Annotated in this window: 15 protein-coding genes; 4 read left to right on the forward strand and 11 right to left on the reverse strand. The window is 67.9% G+C overall.

Going from position 1 to position 15880, the window contains the following annotated elements; translation table 11 throughout:
- Nucleotides 1-57: 57 nt before the first annotated feature.
- Complete coding sequence (locus C8C94_RS18010; RefSeq protein ID WP_121421677.1) at nt 58-795, forward strand: 16S rRNA (uracil(1498)-N(3))-methyltransferase; 738 nt, start codon at nt 58-60, stop codon at nt 793-795.
- Between the two features lie 332 nt (nt 796-1127).
- The gene (locus C8C94_RS18015; protein ID WP_228897118.1) at nt 1128-2282 is read left to right on the forward strand and encodes a diguanylate cyclase; all 1155 of its coding nucleotides are present in this window, start codon (nt 1128-1130) and stop codon (nt 2280-2282) included.
- A gap of 28 nt (nt 2283-2310) precedes the next feature.
- Here C8C94_RS18015 and C8C94_RS18020 read toward each other — a convergent pair whose 3' ends face one another.
- Nucleotides 2311-3600, reverse strand: a complete 1290-nt coding sequence (locus C8C94_RS18020; RefSeq protein WP_121421678.1) for an acyl-CoA dehydrogenase family protein — start codon at nt 3598-3600, stop codon at nt 2311-2313.
- Between the two features lie 197 nt (nt 3601-3797).
- Between C8C94_RS18020 and C8C94_RS18025 the strand changes: the two genes are divergently transcribed.
- Nucleotides 3798-4568: an SOS response-associated peptidase gene (locus tag C8C94_RS18025; RefSeq protein WP_055395818.1), complete on the forward strand. Its 771-nt coding sequence runs from the start codon at nt 3798-3800 to the stop codon at nt 4566-4568.
- Between the two features lie 40 nt (nt 4569-4608).
- On the opposite strand, the gene C8C94_RS18030 is transcribed toward C8C94_RS18025, so the two are convergent.
- From C8C94_RS18030 to C8C94_RS18070, 9 genes are all read right to left on the reverse strand, one after another.
- Nucleotides 4609-5856, reverse strand: a complete 1248-nt coding sequence (locus C8C94_RS18030; protein ID WP_121421679.1) for a branched-chain amino acid ABC transporter substrate-binding protein — start codon at nt 5854-5856, stop codon at nt 4609-4611.
- Nucleotides 5857-5923: 67 nt separating this feature from the next.
- A complete protein-coding gene (locus C8C94_RS18035) occupies nt 5924-7564 on the reverse strand; it encodes a long-chain-fatty-acid--CoA ligase (protein WP_121421680.1) in 1641 nt (546 codons plus the stop codon).
- A 163-nt stretch (nt 7565-7727) separates the two neighbouring features.
- On the reverse strand, nt 7728-9215 hold the full coding sequence (ubiD, locus tag C8C94_RS18040) for a 4-hydroxy-3-polyprenylbenzoate decarboxylase (RefSeq protein WP_121421681.1): 1488 nt from the start codon (nt 9213-9215) through the stop codon (nt 7728-7730).
- A 66-nt stretch (nt 9216-9281) separates the two neighbouring features.
- Nucleotides 9282-9878 (reverse strand): UbiX family flavin prenyltransferase, encoded by a 597-nt coding sequence (locus tag C8C94_RS18045; RefSeq protein ID WP_121421682.1) that lies wholly within the window; start codon nt 9876-9878, stop codon nt 9282-9284.
- A complete protein-coding gene (locus C8C94_RS18050) occupies nt 9871-10284 on the reverse strand; it encodes a putative zinc-binding protein (RefSeq protein ID WP_121421683.1) in 414 nt (137 codons plus the stop codon). The genes C8C94_RS18045 and C8C94_RS18050 overlap by 8 nt, the downstream gene beginning before the upstream one ends.
- Before the next feature lie 2 nt (nt 10285-10286).
- Nucleotides 10287-10823: an SCP2 domain-containing protein gene (locus C8C94_RS18055; protein ID WP_121421684.1), complete on the reverse strand. Its 537-nt coding sequence runs from the start codon at nt 10821-10823 to the stop codon at nt 10287-10289.
- Between the two features lie 17 nt (nt 10824-10840).
- The gene (locus C8C94_RS18060; protein WP_055395829.1) at nt 10841-11461 is read right to left on the reverse strand and encodes a hemolysin III family protein; all 621 of its coding nucleotides are present in this window, start codon (nt 11459-11461) and stop codon (nt 10841-10843) included.
- Nucleotides 11462-11479: 18 nt separating this feature from the next.
- Complete coding sequence (locus C8C94_RS18065) at nt 11480-12442, reverse strand: U32 family peptidase (RefSeq protein ID WP_121421685.1); 963 nt, start codon at nt 12440-12442, stop codon at nt 11480-11482.
- A gap of 38 nt (nt 12443-12480) precedes the next feature.
- Nucleotides 12481-13533, reverse strand: coding sequence for a peptidase U32 family protein (locus C8C94_RS18070; RefSeq protein WP_199731285.1), 1053 nt, complete (start codon nt 13531-13533; stop codon nt 12481-12483).
- A gap of 240 nt (nt 13534-13773) precedes the next feature.
- Here C8C94_RS18070 and C8C94_RS18075 point away from each other — a divergent pair, with 240 nt between their 5' ends.
- Nucleotides 13774-14958, forward strand: a complete 1185-nt coding sequence (locus tag C8C94_RS18075; protein ID WP_121421686.1) for an MFS transporter — start codon at nt 13774-13776, stop codon at nt 14956-14958.
- Here C8C94_RS18075 and C8C94_RS18080 read toward each other — a convergent pair.
- On the reverse strand, nt 14944-15870 hold the full coding sequence (locus C8C94_RS18080; protein ID WP_121421687.1) for a LysR family transcriptional regulator: 927 nt from the start codon (nt 15868-15870) through the stop codon (nt 14944-14946). The genes C8C94_RS18075 and C8C94_RS18080 overlap by 15 nt on opposite strands.
- Nucleotides 15871-15880 lie beyond the last annotated feature (10 nt).

The raw sequence follows: 15880 nt of genomic DNA on the forward strand, positions 1-15880 counted from the left end.
AAAACTAGGCTCTAGCGCTTGTCTATCAAGCGCAAGTAGCTATAAATTAAGTAGCAAATGCCCCGTTTCCATTGCCCGGCCCTTCTGGCCACCGGCGCCGAGCTAGACCTGCCCCCCGGCGCTGCGCGCCACGTGCAGGTGCTGCGCCTGCAGCCGGGCGACACCATCACGCTGTTCCACGGCGGGCAAGCCGAGAGCGACCCGGGCGGCGAATTCGACGCCACCATACTGAAGATGGGCCGCAGTGACGTGCGTGTGGTGGTGGGCGCCCACCATGCCACCGAACGTGAAGCCCCGCGTGCCGTGCACCTGCTGGCCGGTATCACCGCCAACGAACGCATGGACTGGCTGGTGGAGAAAGCCACCGAGCTGGGCGTGGCGAGCATCACGCCCCTGGTGGCCGAGCGCAGCGTGCTCAAGCTCAAAGGCGAGCGGGCCGAGAAAAAAATCGCCCACTGGCAGGCCGTGGCCGTGGCCGCCTGCGAGCAGTGCGGCCGCAACCGCGTGCCCGTGGTGCACAACGCCGTGGACCTGGCCGGCTGGGTACGCGCCCAGGCCCAGGCCACCACAGTGCAGCGCCTGCTGCTGTCGCTGCGCGCGGGCACGGCGCCGCTGCACACGGCGGCGGGCCCGGCCGGGCCCGTGGTGTTTCTCTCCGGCCCCGAAGGCGGGCTCTCCAGCACCGAGGAAGACCTGGCACTGCAACACAGCTTTGCCCCGGTCACGCTGGGCCCCCGTGTGCTGCGCGCCGAGACCGCACCGCTGGCCGCCTTGGCGGCACTCACGCTTCTTTAAGGATGACCTGCATAACTCCCTGCGGTCTGTGATAGCGCGGCCTCGGGCGGTTCGCTGCGTTGCTTTTCTTGCCAATAGCCCGGCTATTGGCTGCCAGAAGACGCCTTGCGCCCCATCCCGATCCGCACTACCACCGACTCGCGAGGGTTATGCAGGACATCCTTAACGGGGTCAGGGTCCTTCGGCGAAACCCCAGGCCGCGCCTGGGCAGGGCTGTACGCCGGGCGATGACCCTCCTAGAATGAAAAGCGCACGGCCAGGCCCCGTTGCACGCCGCAGCGCAGCCCCACCCATCCACACGCCACCCGACCGCCCGGGCAGGAGCACCCACCTTGCGCACACCTTCCCGCTGGCACCGCATTCGGGACGTGGTTCTCTCCACCGACCGTCGGCGGCGCACGCTGGTGGCCATGGCGTTGCTCGCGCTGGTGCTCATGACCAGCAGTGCGGGCGTCATGCTGATGGTGGCAACGGCGAGCAGCGCAGTGAACGCCGTTGCCGTGCAATGGTGGGCCGCCATCTCGGTCGGCGGGATGGTGGTGATGACCGCGTTCATCCGTTCGGGCGAGACCGCGCGGCTCAGCGACCCCTCACTCACCGTGCCCCAGATGGTCTGGACCATCACCAGCGGCGCCGTGGCTTATGTGCTGGCGGGCGACGCGCGGGGCGTGGTGCCCGCGGTGCTGGCCATGATCCTGTTCTTTGGCACCTTTGGCCTGACCGTGGCCGAGGTGATCGGCATCGGCGTGTATGCACTGCTGGCCTTCGGCTGTGCGGTGGCGGCCACCACGCGTTTTAACGCCAGCCCGTTTGGCTACCTGGATACCGCCTATGCGCTCATGGTGCTGATCGTGCTGGGGGGCAGCATTGCGCTGAACCTGCGCATCCAGCGCATCCGCGCGCGGCTGCAGGAGCAGCGCGAGGCGCTGGCCCAGGCGCTCGCCGTCAACCGCGATCTGGCCACCCGCGACGAGCTGACCGCCCTGCCCAACCGCCGCGCCATGCAGGACCTGATGGAGCTGGAACGCCGCCGCAACCTGCGCAACGGCCGCCCCCTGCTGCTGGCCCAGCTGGACATTGACCACTTCAAGCGCGTCAACGACACCCATGGCCACGCCACGGGCGACCGGGCGCTGCAGGCCTTTGCGGGCATCGTGCGGGCCAGCGTGCGCGACACCGATGTGCTGGCCCGCTGGGGTGGCGAAGAGTTTGTGCTGCTGCTGTCCGACACCCAGATGGACGATGCCCGCGACCTGCTGGAGCGCGTGCGCCAGGCCGTGGCCGCGATGGAGATTCCGCACGCTGCCGGCGTGCTGCGCATGACGGTATCGGCTGGCCTGGCACTGCACCTGCCCGGCGACATGGTGGAGCAGACGCTGGAGCGCGCCGACCAGGCGCTGTACACCGCCAAGTCGCTGGGGCGCAACCGCGTTGTGGTGGCGCCCTCCGGCCCGCGCGCCGCGCGGGCCTCGGCCGCGTCCTCCTGACTCCCGCCGCACTGTCCGGTGCAGGTGCTCAGGCACTAAGCCGTGGCGGCGCGCGCATCTGCTCCGGGGTGGTGAAGTAGGCTGCTAAGGTGCCGAGCTGCTCGCGCGCCTGACGCAGTTCGTGCCGCGCCACAGTGCGCAGGTGCACCTCGTCGGGCCCATCCATCAGCCGCAGCGCGCGGCCCCAGGTCCAGAACGCCGCCAGCGGCGTGTCGGGCGACAGGCCCATGGCGCCAAAGATCTGCATGGCGCGGTCCACCACGCGCTGCTGCAGGCGCGCGGCCACCACCTTGATGGCGGCAACCTGGGCACGCACAGTGCGCGCATCCGAAGCGTCGCCCTGGTCCAGCAGCCAGGCCGCATGCAGCACCAGCAGGCGCGCCTGGTCGATCTCGATGCGCGACTCGGCCAGCCATTCCTGCACATTGGCCTGCTCGGCCAGCGGCTTGCCAAACGCCGTGCGCTCCAGCGCTCGCTCAGTGGCCAGGTGCAGCGCCAGCTCGCACTGGCCGATGGTGCGCATGCAGTGGTGCACACGGCCGGGGCCCAGGCGCGCCTGCGCCATCGCAAACCCCGCGCCCCAGTCGCCCAGCAGGTGGTCCGCAGGCACACGCACGCCCTGCAGCAGGATCTCGCAATGCCCCTCGGGCGCATGGTGGTGCAGCACGCTGATGTTGCGCACGATCTGCACACCCGGCGTGTCCACGGGCACCAGCACCATGCTGTGGCGGTGGTGGCTGTCTGCACCATCGGCATCCGCATTGCGGCACAGCACGATGAGCAGTTGGCAGTGCGGATGCGCCGCGCCGGTGATGAACCACTTGCGGCCGCAGAGCACCAGGCCATCGCCCTCGCGCCGCACCGTGGTCTGCAGGTTGGTGGGGTCGGACGAGGCCACGTCGGGCTCGCTCATCGCAAAGGCTGATCGCATCTGGCCGTGCAGCAACGGCACCAGCCAGCGGGCGCGCTGCGCGGGTGTGGCAAAGCGGTGCAGCAGCTCGATGTTGCCGGTGTCTGGCGCCTGGCAGTTGAACACCTCGGCCGCCCAGGGCAGGCGGCCCATGGCCTCGGCCAGCGGCGCGTAGTCCAGGTTGGACAGGCGCGTGCCGGGCTCGTCGTCCTCAAGCGTGGGCAGGAACAGGTTCCACAGGCCTTCTTCGCGCGCCAGCGCCTTCAGGTCCTCCACAAAAGGCGGCGGGTAGTCGCCCGCCAGCACGGCCGCATGCCAGGCAGGGTTGTAGGGCAGCAGATACCGGTCCATGAACGCCAGCAGGCGATCACGGCATTGAAGGGCCAGAGGGGAAGGTGCGAAGTCCATGAGGGCATTGTGAAAACAGCGCCAGCGCGCGTCACAACGCAGGCGACAACGGGCTTGATACAAGTCAGGACCGGGCCGGATGGGTGACACAGCGGGCTCGAAAATGCTTCTGTTTTTATAGCTGTTAACGCTTATCAAACAAGCGCTAGAGCCCTACTTCATGCAAGAACCTCAACGCCACACGCTACCATCGCCCCATGAGCACCCATTACGAAACCCTGCCCCACGCCGACACCTACCGCGAGGCCTTTGCGGTCGAGCCACCGCAGGCCCTGGGTGAACGCCACCTGTGGCCACGCAAGCCCGGCTTCTTCATCGTGCATGCGGCCACGGCAGCCGCCATTGCCCAGCCAGTGGTGGCCAAAGCGGCGGCCGACGCCGAACCCAGCCCCCCGGCAGACACGCCCACAGACGCACCCGCCGCCAGCACGGAACGCGTGCTCGTGCCCGCGCAATGGGGCCTGGTGCCGCACTGGGTCAAGTCGGCATCCGATGCCAAGCTGCGCGCGCCCAAGCTGGTCAATGCCAAGTCCGACACCGCCTCCACCGGCACCGCGTTCCGCGACGCGTGGCTGAATGGCCAGCGCTGCATCGTGCCCATGGTGGCGTTTTACGAAGACGACCTGCGCAGCGGCAAGGCCGTGCCTACTCGCGTGGCGCGCGTGGACGGCAAGCCCATGGGCGTGGCGGGCCTGTGGGCGCGCTGGCAGGGGGCCGATGGCGAGGTGATCATCAGCTACTGCCTGCTCACGGTGAACGCCAACAACCACGCACTGCTGCACCGCTACGGCCAGCCCGGCAGCGAAAAAAGCATGCCCGCCATCCTGAACGAAGGCGCCTACGACGCGTGGCTCACGGCCCGGCCAGAGAAGGCCAAGGAGTTCATGCGCCAGTACGCGGCGCAGTGGCTCACGGCCAACCCGGTGGAAAAAAAGGCGGACAAGGTGCCCAAGGGTCTGCTGGGCTGATGCCGCGCCGCGTGAGCGGCACGGTGGCGCGGTGGGAGACTCAGGACGGCCGCTTCATCTGGCAGGACGTGGGCTGGGCGCTGATGTAGTTGTCCCAGGCCACTTCGGAGCGGAAGCCGTAGCCGGTCTTCTCCGCGTCGTACTTCACGCCCTTGCTGCCTTGCTTGGCCCAGATGCCCAGGTACAGCGGCGCTTCGAGCTGGTGGTCGGTCTTGCGCATGCGCACCTCGCCCATGGGGCTCTTGTAGGTCATATTTTCCAGCGCAAAGGCCACCTTCTTCGCATCGGTGGACTGGGCTTTGCGCATGGCCTCGCGCAGCATGTGCATGCTGTTCCAGTGCGCGGCAAACACAAAGTCGTCGCCGGTCTTCTTCTTGTAGTCCACGTAGATCTTTTCCAGATCGGGGGTGGGGGCGTTGTGCACCCAGTTCCAGATCACCCCCACCTTGCCTTCTCCCCAGGGCCCGATTTGCGCGGGCGTGCCGGGGTTGTTGGCGTTGAGGGTGAAGTAGTTGATGTTCAGGCCATAGTCGCGCGAGGACTTGAACAGCAGCGTCAGGTCGCTGCCCCAGTTGGAGGTGATGACCGTGTCGGCCTTGGCGGCAGCCATCTTGGCCACGTAGGGCGCAAAGTCGCGCGTCTGCGCGATGGGGATGAAGTCGTCGCCCACGATCTCGATGTCCGGCCGTTTGCGCGCCAGGTATTCCTTGGCGGCCTTGGAGACCTGGCGGCCGTGGGTGTAGTCCTGGTTGAGCAGGTACACGCGCTTCACGTCCTTGCGGCCTTGCAGGTAGGTGGTCAGCGCCTCCATCTTCATCTCACTTGATGGATAGAAGCGGAAGTGCCAAAAGCTGCAGCGCTCGTTGGTGAGCTGCGGGTCCATGGCGGCGTAGTTGAGGTACACGGTGGCGCGCTCCGGATCGCGCTCGGCGAGCTTGTTGAGGCCGTCCACCAGCGCCAGCGCCACCCCCGATCCGCCCCCTTGGGTGATGTAGCGTACGCCCCGGTCGGTGGCAGCCTTGAGTGCGTTCAGGCTCTCCTGCGGCGTGCCCTTGTTGTCGAAGTCCATCACCTCGAACTTGGGCTCGTTGGGCCCCGCCTTGGCATTGACCTGCGCCACCACCTCGCGCAGCTGGTTGAGCGAGCTTTGGCCGGTGAGCGCGAACGGGCCTGACAGCAGATCGATGAAGCCGATCTTCACCGTCTCGGCCGCGCCGGCGTGCGCCGCCATCACCAGCGCTGCGGCGCATGCGCCGACCTGAAGCCATTTCCTGGGAACCAAATTCATGTCTGTCTCCGTGGGGTGGGTGAGTGGAAAAGAAAGGAAAGCCGAAAGCCGTCAGTGCGTGGCTGCGTCACTCGCCGCCGAACACCGCGCCATGGCGTTGCCGCAGCTCGTTTTTCTGGACCTTGCCGGTGCCGCCCAACGGCAGGCTTTCGACAAACAGCACCTCGTCGGGCAGCCACCACTTGGCAACACGCTCTGCGAGGAAGTCCTGTATCTGCGCCTTGTCGAGCGACTGGCCGGGCTTGCGCACGATGAAGAGCAGCGGGCGTTCGTCCCACTTGGGATGCTTGACGCCGATGACAGCGGCCATGGCCACCGCCGGGTGGGCCACGGCGGCGTTCTCCAGGTCGATGGAGCTGATCCACTCTCCGCCCGACTTGATCACGTCCTTGGTGCGGTCGCGAATCTGCACCACGCCCTGGGGGCTGATGGTGGCGATGTCGCCGGTGGGGAACCAGCCATCGGCCAGCGCCGAACGCTCGGCCTTGTGGTACCGGTCCACGATCCACTGGCCGCGCACCATCAGCTCGCCCTGCGCCACCCCGTCGCGGGGCAGGCTGGCGCCGTTTTCATCCACGAGCTTGAGTTCGATGCCAAACACCGATTTGCCCTGCTTGGCCACCAGCGCATGGCGGTCTTCGGCCGGCAGTTCGGCATCGGCAGCGCCCAGCACGCTCATGGTGGCGATGGCGGTGGTCTCAGTCATGCCCCAGCCATGGCGCACCTCCACGTCGTACACGTCGCTGAACTTGGCGATGAGCGCCTTGGGCATGGCCGAGCCGCCCACGCCCGTGCGCCGCATGGTGGTAAAGCGCAGCTGGTTCTGCTCCACATGCTGGATCAGGCCCATCCAGATCGTGGGCACGCCCGCGCTGACGGTGACGCGCTCGGTCTCCATCAGCTCGTACAGGCTGGCGGCGTCCAGGCGCGGGCCGGGCAGCACCAGCTTGGCCCCGCCAATCAAAGCCGCATAGGGCAGGCACCAGGCGTTGATGTGGAACATGGGCACCACGGGCAGGATGGTCTCTCGCGCGCTGATGCTCAGCACGCCCGGCATGCAGGCCGACAGGGCGCTGAGCGCCAGCGCCCGGTGCGAATACAGCACGCCCTTGGGGTTGCCGGTGGTGCCCGAGGTGTAGCACAGCGCTGCGCCGGTCTTTTCATCACATTCGGGCCACGCAAAACGGTCATGCTGGCCGGCCACCAGGGTCTCGTAGGCCTCGACCCCGGGCACCCCTTGCAGGTCGATGGTGCCCAGCGTGTCTGCATCACACAGCGCCACCCAGTGCCGCACGCGGGGGCACGACGCCGCAATGGCGCGCACCAGCGGGGCAAAGCTGGTGTCAAACAGCACCACCTCGTCGTCGGCGTGGTTGACGATGTAGGCCAGCTGCTCGGGGTGCAGACGCGGGTTGCAGGTGTGCATGACCATGCCGCTGCCGGACACGGCGTAGTACGCCTCCAGGTGGCGGTGGTTGTTCCAGGCCAGCGACCCCACCACGCTGCCGGGGCGCAGGCCCAGCGCCTGCAGTGCGTTGGCCAGCTGCCGGGCGCGCCGGGCCATGTCGGCGAAACGGTAGCGGTGCAGGCTGCCATTGGTGTCGCGCGAGACGACCTGCTGATCGCCGTACTGGTTCTCGCCATGTTCGAGGATGGCCGAGACCAGTAATGGCCGGTCCATCATGCTGCCGGGCTGGTGCTGCTGCATTGCCGTTGTCTCCTAGGAATGTGCGCTGTGCTGCATCGCGGCAACCGTCGGTGCCGGTGCAGAGCCCTCTTTACCGGGGCTGGCACATCGTCGCAAACAACGCGGGGCGTGCTTGTCTTCTACGTGACTGGGGAGCGCTGCACCGCCGCGGTGCGCGATGGTGTCACAGGCCCAGCGCCGCAAAAAGCCCGTCCACGCGCGCCTGCACGGCGGCCTCCATGACCATGGGGCGGCCCCACTCCCGCTGCGTTTCCCCCGGCCACTTGTTCGTGGCGTCCATCCCCATCTTGCTGCCCAGGCCGCTCACGGGCGAGGCAAAGTCCAGGTAGTCGATGGGCGTGTGCTCCACCAGCAGGGTGTCGCGGGCAGGGTCCATGCGGGTGGTGATGGCCCAGATCACGTCTTTCCAATCGCGCACGTTCACGTCGTCGTCCACCACCACGATGAATTTCGTGTACATGAACTGGCGCAGGTGGCTCCACACGCCCATCATCACGCGGCGCGCGTGGCCGGCGTAGGCCTTGCGGATGCTGACCACCGCCATGCGGTAACTGCAGCCTTCGGGCGGCAGGTAGAAGTCCACGATCTCGGGGAACTGCTTTTGCAAGAGCGGGATGAACAGCTCGTTCATCGCCAGGCCCAGCACGGCGGGTTCGTCGGGCGGCTTGCCCGTGTAGGTGCTGTGGTAGATCGCGTCCTTGCGCAGGGTGATGCGGTCCACGGTGAGGACGGGGAACTCGGCGCATTCGTTGTAGTAGCCGGTGTGGTCGCCGTACGGGCCTTCCAGCGCGTGCTGCCAGCCGCTCGGGTGGCTCGCGTCGGGCTGGATGTGGCCTTCGAGCACGACCTCGGCGGTGGCGGGCACCTGCAGAGGCACGCCCAGCGCGGGCGTGACCTCGGTGCGGGCGCCGCGCAGCAGGCCGGCGAACTGGTATTCGCTTAACGCATCGGGCACGGGCGTGACAGCCCCCAGCAGCGTGGCCGGGTCGGCCCCCAGCGCCACGGCCACGGGGTAGGGCTGGCCGGGGTGGGCGGCGCAGTGGTCGGCAAAATCCAGCGCCCCGCCCCGGTGGGCCAGCCAGCGCACGATGACCTGGTTGCGCGAGAGCACCTGCTGGCGGTAGATGCCCAGGTTCTGCCGGGCCTTGCGCGGCCCGCGCGTGATGGTCAGGCCCCAGGTGATGAGGGGTGCCACGTCGCCGGGCCAGCAGTGCTGCACGGGCAGGCGGGCCAGATCGACATCCGGCCCCTCCCACACCTCCTGCTGGCAGGGTGCGCCGCGCGCCACGGTGTGCGGCGCCATGCTCCACAGGGTCTTGAGCAGCTGGCCCATGCCCAGCATGTCCTTGAAGCCTTTGGGCGCCTCGGGCTCCTTGAGCTTGGCCAGCAGTTCGCCCAGGGCGCGCACGCCGTGCAGGTCGGCCACGCCCATGGCGCGGGCCACGCGGTCTGTGGTGCCAAACAGGTTGGTGAGTACCGGCATGCGGTGGCCCGTGGGCTGGGTGAAGAACAGCGCCGGGCCGCCTGCGCGCAGCACGCGGTCGCTGAGCGCAGTCATCTCCAGGTGGGGCGACACGGGCTCCGTCACGCGGCGCAGGTCGCCCGTGGCTTCGAGCTGGGCCATGAAGTCGCGCAGGTCGCTGTAGGCCATATCGGGTCCAGAATTTGAATGAAATTGGCCGCTAGCGCTTGTTCAATGAGCGTAAACAGCTATCAATTAAGAAGCGTTCAGCTCCAGACCCTGCCACCGGGGCGCCAGGGCGTGCGGCACATCCATGAGGTCGAGCACGCGCGCCACGCTGTAGTCCACCACCTCGCCCACGGTCTGCGGGCGCAGGTAGAAGGCGGGCAGCGGCGGACAGATGATGCCGCCCATCTCGGTCACGGCCACCATGTTGCGCAGGTGCGTGAGGTGCAGGGGCGACTCGCGCACCATCAGCACCAGGCGGCGGCGCTCCTTGAGCGCCACGTCGGCCGCGCGCGTGAGCAGGTTGTCGGCCAGGCCGTGCGCAATGGCGGCGAGTGTGCGCATGGAGCAGGGTGCCACCACCATGGCATGGCACTGGAACGAGCCGCTGGCGATGGCCGCGCCCACGTTGGCCACGTCGTGCACGCATTGGGCCAGGGCCTCTACGGCGGGGCGGTCCATGTCCAGCTCGTGCTGCAGGTTGCGCCAGCCGGCGTCGGAGACGACCAGGTGGGTCTCGATGCCGCTTTGGCCCTGCAGCACCTGTAGCAGGCGCGCGCCGTACACGGCGCCGCTGGCGCCCGAGATCGCGACGATGATGCGGCGGGTGTGGGCAGCATCAGCCATGCGAGGGCTCCATGGCGGCAGAGTGAACCAAGGGCTGCGCCTGCTGATCGGCCTCCACCTGCTCCAGCACCAGCGCGGCCTGCACGGGGTCGAAGTCTTCGTGCGCGCGCTTCTTCACGCCGTACTGCTGCAGCTGGTAATGCCGGTCGGCAACGATGCCGTGGCGCGCGAGCGTGCTTTTGACGCAGACCAGCGGGCAGCCGTCGAGCGCGATGATGGGCCGGCCCGAGCGCACGGTTTTCATGAGGTGCGGCACATCGCCACCCACCCCGGCGATGCACGACATCTCGGCCACCCCGCGCCGGTCGAGCTGCAGCGCCACGTGGTTGGCCAGCTGGGCGGCGCTGGAGCAGCCCGAGCAGGAATAGACCAAGGGGTGGTTCTGGGGATGGGTGTCGGTGGTCATGCTTATCCTCCGTTGCGTGGTGTTGGGTCCAGGCGGCGCCGCAGGTGGCCCAGCACCTCGCGCGGCGCCAACTTCGGCGCCCACTGGCGCGGGTCCAGCACCGGCAACTCGATGGCATCGAGCGCGTTCTTCACCACCAGGCCCAGCTCGGTGTCGCCCTCCATCGACAGGCGGCGGCTGAAGAACAGCGTGTCCGGGTCTTGCTGGCGCTGGGCCAGCAGCAAAAAATCATGCGCTGTGGCGCTCAGCGTCACGTCGGCCACCGCCGGGGCCACCAGCGGGGCGTGGGGGGCGAAGCGCTGGCCTGTCCAGGCAAAGTCGAAGGCCAGACGCGCATCGCGCACTTGCACGCGCATCTTCTTGTGCAGCAGCAAGCGGCCCACGTCATCGGGCAGGTGCCGCGCGAGCGCCAGGTTGAGCGCCGTCACCAGCAGCATCGAGCCGGGGTAGGCGGGCAGGCGCGCCAGCAAAGCCCCCACGGGCGGCGGCACCAGCCGTGGGTTCGCGGCAGGCGTGGGCGAAGAAGGGAAAGCAGCCATAGGTAGAAGACGGGCCCTCAGGCCACATAGAAAAACACGGTGAAGAAGTGGCAGACGCTGCCGCCCAGCACAAACAGGTGCCACAGCCCGTGGCCGTGGCGCACGCGGTGGTCCAGCGCATAGAAAACGATGCCCAGCGTGTAGCAGGCCCCGCCCGCCAGCAGCCAGGCAAACCCGGCTGGCGTAAGCGCCTGCCACAGCGGCACCACGGCCACCAGCGCCAGCCAGCCCATGAGCACGTAGATGACCAGCGACAGCACGCGTGCACCCCGCGCCCACCAGATCTCCTGCGCGATGCCCAGCAGGGCCAGCCCCCACACCACGCCCAGCAGCGACCAGCCCCAGGCACCGCGCAGCGACACCAGCGCAAACGGCGTGTAGCTGCCCGCAATCAGCAGGTAGATGCTGCAGTGGTCCAGCTTTTGCAGCACGGCCTTGATGGTGCGCCGGCGCACGCTGTGGTACGCGGTGGAGGCGGCGTACAGCGCCACCAGCATGGCGCCGTAGATGCTGAACGCCACCACCTTCCACGGATCGCCCAGGCGTGCAGCAAGGGTGATGAGCACGGCCGTGCCTGCCATGGCGAGCAGGGCGCCCACCAGGTGGCTGATGCTGTTGAAACGTTCGCCGGGGTACATGCGGTGATTCGCTTCGCGTTATGGATGCATCGCAGGCCGCGCGGCAGCACCACGCGCTGCCCCTTGCAGCCCCTGCTCCAGGCCCGGGCGCCCGAACCAGTAGCCATTGCAGGGCAGATCGGGCATGAAGGGCTGCATGCGCTTCACAAAGTCGGGGGTCTTTTTAGGAGTCTCTTTCGCAACCACTGCGCGGCGGGCTTCGTCAAACGCGGCGATCACCTGCGGCATGTGCTGGGCCTGCGGGCTCAGGCGCACCACGTCCACGCCCCGGGCGCGCATCGCGGCCAATTCGTTGGCCAGGTTGTAGACGCGGGCCGATTGCGTTTGTGTGCCATTGAGCACCAGAAAACCCTCGCTCTCGCGCGTGCGCAGCGGCAGTCCGTCAGCATGGTCGAGGCAGCTGAACTGGCAGTCGTCCTTGGGCAGGTTGCGGTGGCGCGCGGTGAAGCAGCGTGCCGAATAGGCCAGTGGCATGCGCCCGTAAGCAAACACCTCGGTCTCCAACCCTGCGGGCCGCTGCGCCAGCACGGCGGAGAGGGCGTCCTGCGACATTTCGAGCGGCATCACCCAGCGGGTGGCGCCCAGCTGCGCCATCCATTGCAGCGAGTGCGCGTTGTACAGGTTCAGGTGCGGTCCGGCCACAAAGGCCTGCGGCCCGGCGGGAGCACGCGCAAGGCAGCTCACGGCCCCCATATCATTGGCCTCGACCAGAAACTCGCCGTTGCCCGTGATCTTGTGCATCACGCCCACGTCGGCGCTGGACTCGATGAGCACCTGGCTGGACAAGACCGCCTCCTTGCCCGAGTCCCGCAGCATGCGCGCCAACGCCAGCCAGTCGGCCAGGCGCAGCTCATGGCGGCGCGAGCATACCGTCTCGCCCAGGTACACCACATCCACAGGCGTGGCGGCCATGGCCTCGTAGAACGCGAACACGGTGTCGCGGGGCCAGTAGTACAGCAGCGGGCCGAGAGAGAGTTTCATGGGGCGGTCTCCGGGGGTTTTGTCATTGTGGAGAAACACTACTTCCAGGGGCGGTGGTAAGCGCCCAGCGTGTGCTGCTGGCCTTCTGCCACCTGGTCCAGGCTGGCCATCCAGCGCGTCTTGGGCACATAGCGGTGCGGGTAGGCCAGGCACTGGTCCATGGCCTCGCGCCAGACCTGGGTGACCTGCGCCACATAGGCGGGGCTGCGCTGCCGGCCTTCGATCTTGATCGCGCGCACACCCATCTTGAGCAGCTGGGGCAGCAGCTCCAGCGTGTTGAGGCTGGTGGGCTCTTCGATGGCGTAGTAGTTCTCGTCATCCCCCACGTCGAAGCGGCCTTTGCACAGCGTGGGGTAGCCCGCGTTCTCGCCGGGCGCATAGCGGTCGATGAGCACGCCGTTCAGGCGCGACTCGCGGCCCTGCGGGGTCTCCACCCAGCGCACGGCCTTCGGCGGTGAACACACGCCGTGCGTGTTGGGCGATTCGCCCGTCGCGTACGACGACAGCGCACAGCGCCCCTCGACCATTACGCACAGACTGCCAAAACCGAACACCTCGATCTCGACCGGCGTGCGGTCGATGACCTGGCGTACCTGCTCCATCGACAGCACACGCGGGAGCACGGCGCGCACGATGCCGAACTGCTCGCGGTAGAAGTTGATGGCCTCGTAGTTGGTAGCCGAGCCCTGCACCGATAGGTGCAGGCGCAGCCGGGGATGGTGCTGCACCGCGTAGTGCATGAGGCCGGGGTCGGCCAGGATGACCGCGTCCACGCCCAGGTCCACCGCCTTGTCCAGTGCGCTGCGCCACGGCCCGGGGTTGGCCGCCTGCGGGTAGGTGTTGAGCGCCATGAAGACCTTGCAGCCGCGCGCATGCGCATGGCCAATGCCCTGGGCAATGGCCGCCTCGTCGAAGTTGAGGCCCGCAAAGTTGCGCGCGTTGGTGGCGTCGCGCAAGCCCAGGTAGACACAGTTGGCGCCGTGGTCCACAGCGGCCTTCAGGGCGGGCAGGCTGCCGGCGGGGCAAACCAGTTCCATGGCAGGGCCAGCCGCCCCGGGCAAGGCGGTGGCCGTCGATTTCAAGGGATCCATCACAAGCATTCAAACGCTGGCCCCGGTGGGGAGCCACAGCACTGGGCGCCACCATACGGGGGGCTCTCCGCGCATCCGCTGATCTTCATCAACGGCAGTGCACAATGCCGGAGCAAAGCAGTCGGGTTTTGATGTGCTCCAGCCTTCCCGGCGTTCCACACTGCCCACCGGCCTTGACTTGCGTCCAGTGCCCTGCGTGCGACATCCATTTCATAAAGACGCCAAAAGGCGCCCTCTGCTGTGAACAAGAACCTATGGTTGCTGGCCCTGTGCCAAGGCCTTTTCCTCACCAACAACGTCGTCTTCATCGCCATCAACGGCCTGGTGGGCCTGCAGCTGGCGCCCTTTGGCTGGATGGCCACGCTGCCGGTGATGGGCTACGTGGTGGGCGGTGCGCTGTCCACGCCCCTGGTGGCCAGGACGCAGATGCGCTGGGGCCGCAAGGTGTCGTTCCAGATCGGGCTGGCCGTGGCCGTCGTGTCGGCTGCGCTGTGTGCCTGGGCCGCGTTCAGCGCCAGCTTCTGGCTGCTGTGCACGGCCACGGTGGTGGCGGGCTACTACAGCGCCAATGGCGGGCTGTACCGCTTTGCGGCCGCCGAGCTGGCGGCGCCGGACTACCGCGAGAAGGCGGTGTCGCTGGTGCTGGCTGGTGGCCTGCTGGGCGCCGTGGCGGGCCCCAACCTGGCCAGCGCCACGCGCACGCTGTTCCCGGTGCCGTTTGCGGGCGCGTACATCGCGCTCATCGGCGTGGCACTGCTGTCCATGCTGTGCATGACAGCCATCCGGTTCGAGGTGCAACCCGTGGTGCTCAACGCTGCGGGCCAACGCGAGCCAGGGCGCCCCCTTTCTGTGCTGATGCGCCAGCCTGCCTTCATCGTGGCCATTGTGGGCGCCGCGCTGGGCTATGGGGTGATGAACCTGCTGATGGCGGCCACGCCGCTGGCCATGCAGGTGTGTGGCTTTGACTTTGATGCCTCGGCGCTGGTGCTGGAATGGCATGTGATCGGCATGTTCGCGCCCGGCTTTGTCACCGGCCACCTCATCAAGCGCTTTGGCGTGCTGCCCATCATGGGTACGGGGGTGTTGCTCAATCTGGCGTGTGTGGCGGTGGCGCTGATGGGCGTGGAGCTGCACCACTTTGGCATTGCGCTGTTCTTCCTGGGCGTGGGCTGGAACTTCCTGTTCACCGGCTCCACCACGCTGGCCATGACGGCCTACCGCCCCGAGGAAAAAGACCGCGCCCAGGCGGCCATCAACTTCTGCGTGTACGCCACGCTGGCGCTGAGCGCGTTCTCGTCGGGCGTGCTGGTCACCACACAGGGCTGGACGCTGCTGAACGCCGGCTCGCTGGTGCCCATTGTGGTGACGGGGCTGGCGCTGGCCTGGCTGGGTCTGCAGCGCCAGCGTGTTTCAAGCGGCGCCTGAAGACCGGCCTACCGCAGCGCCTTCTGCCCGCGCCGTGGTGCGCAGCCACTGTGCAAAGGCCGCCGCCGCAGGGTCTTCCAGGCGCCCCGGCGCCACAAAGAGGCTGTAGCCCCGCGCACCGCTGTCGTGGTGCGGGTGGGCCAGCACCAGCTCGCCCGATTGCAGTTCGCGCTCCACAAAATACCGGGGCACCAGGCCAATACCCAGATCGGCGCGCACCGCCTCCACCAGCATCGAGAACAGATCAAAGCGGTGGCCGCCCAGGGTGTGGGCCGGCACGCGCGTGATGCCCGCGCGGCCCAGCCAGTCGTCCCACGCCCCCAGGCGGGAGCTGAGCTGCAACAGCGGCACAGCCCGGAAGTCGCCGCGCTCTGTCGCGCGCCGGTGGCGCGACTGCGGTGCACACACGGCCACGCAGACCTCGGGCATCAGGGGCGCTGGTACCACGCCGGGCCAGGCCGCGTCGTTGTACTGCACGGCCACATCAAACGGGATCTCCGCCATGTAGATCTGCGTGGGGTACACCTGCAGGTGCAGGCTGCAGCCTTTGTGCTGCGCAAGGAAGGCAGGCAGCCGGGGGAGCAGCCAGCGCTCGGCAAACACCGGCACGCAACCCACCAGCAGGCGCGCTCCATCGGGCCGCTGGGCCATGGCTTCGAGGGTGTGGTTCTGCAGCCGCAGCAAGTCGCCCACCACCTGCGCGTGGTAGCGGCGGCCTACGTCGGTGAGCGTGGAGCCGCGTGCGCCGCGCTGCACGAGCTGCAGGCCCAGCTGGCCCTCCAGCAGGCGCAGCTGCTGGCTCACGGCGCTGTGGGTGAGGCAGAGTTCTTCGGCGGCTTTGCTCACGCCGTGGTGGCGTGCCACGGCATCGAAAACAAGCAGGGCGCGGGTGCTGGGGATGTGTTTGCGCATGTAAGAAAAA

Source organism: Acidovorax sp. 94 (assembly GCF_003634645.1).
In the GTDB taxonomy this organism is placed as follows: Bacteria; Pseudomonadota; Gammaproteobacteria; order Burkholderiales; family Burkholderiaceae_C; genus Acidovorax; species Acidovorax facilis.

What these genes read in the sequence shown, in the direction of transcription:
- C8C94_RS18050 (WP_121421683.1), bottom strand. Translation starts at nt 10,284, where the DNA reads ATGACCACCGACACCCATCCCCAGAACCACCCCTTGGTCTATTCCTGC.
- C8C94_RS18070 (WP_199731285.1), bottom strand. Translation starts at nt 13,533, where the DNA reads ATGGATCCCTTGAAATCGACGGCCACCGCCTTGCCCGGGGCGGCTGGC.
- ubiD (WP_121421681.1), bottom strand. Translation starts at nt 9,215, where the DNA reads ATGGCCTACAGCGACCTGCGCGACTTCATGGCCCAGCTCGAAGCCACG.
- C8C94_RS18080 (WP_121421687.1), bottom strand. Translation starts at nt 15,870, where the DNA reads ATGCGCAAACACATCCCCAGCACCCGCGCCCTGCTTGTTTTCGATGCC.
- C8C94_RS18065 (WP_121421685.1), bottom strand. Translation starts at nt 12,442, where the DNA reads ATGAAACTCTCTCTCGGCCCGCTGCTGTACTACTGGCCCCGCGACACC.
- C8C94_RS18010 (WP_121421677.1), top strand. Translation starts at nt 58, where the DNA reads ATGCCCCGTTTCCATTGCCCGGCCCTTCTGGCCACCGGCGCCGAGCTA.
- C8C94_RS18035 (WP_121421680.1), bottom strand. Translation starts at nt 7,564, where the DNA reads ATGCAGCAGCACCAGCCCGGCAGCATGATGGACCGGCCATTACTGGTC.
- C8C94_RS18060 (WP_055395829.1), bottom strand. Translation starts at nt 11,461, where the DNA reads ATGTACCCCGGCGAACGTTTCAACAGCATCAGCCACCTGGTGGGCGCC.
- C8C94_RS18055 (WP_121421684.1), bottom strand. Translation starts at nt 10,823, where the DNA reads ATGGCTGCTTTCCCTTCTTCGCCCACGCCTGCCGCGAACCCACGGCTG.
- C8C94_RS18045 (WP_121421682.1), bottom strand. Translation starts at nt 9,878, where the DNA reads ATGGCTGATGCTGCCCACACCCGCCGCATCATCGTCGCGATCTCGGGC.
- C8C94_RS18025 (WP_055395818.1), top strand. Translation starts at nt 3,798, where the DNA reads ATGAGCACCCATTACGAAACCCTGCCCCACGCCGACACCTACCGCGAG.
- C8C94_RS18030 (WP_121421679.1), bottom strand. Translation starts at nt 5,856, where the DNA reads ATGAATTTGGTTCCCAGGAAATGGCTTCAGGTCGGCGCATGCGCCGCA.
- C8C94_RS18020 (WP_121421678.1), bottom strand. Translation starts at nt 3,600, where the DNA reads ATGGACTTCGCACCTTCCCCTCTGGCCCTTCAATGCCGTGATCGCCTG.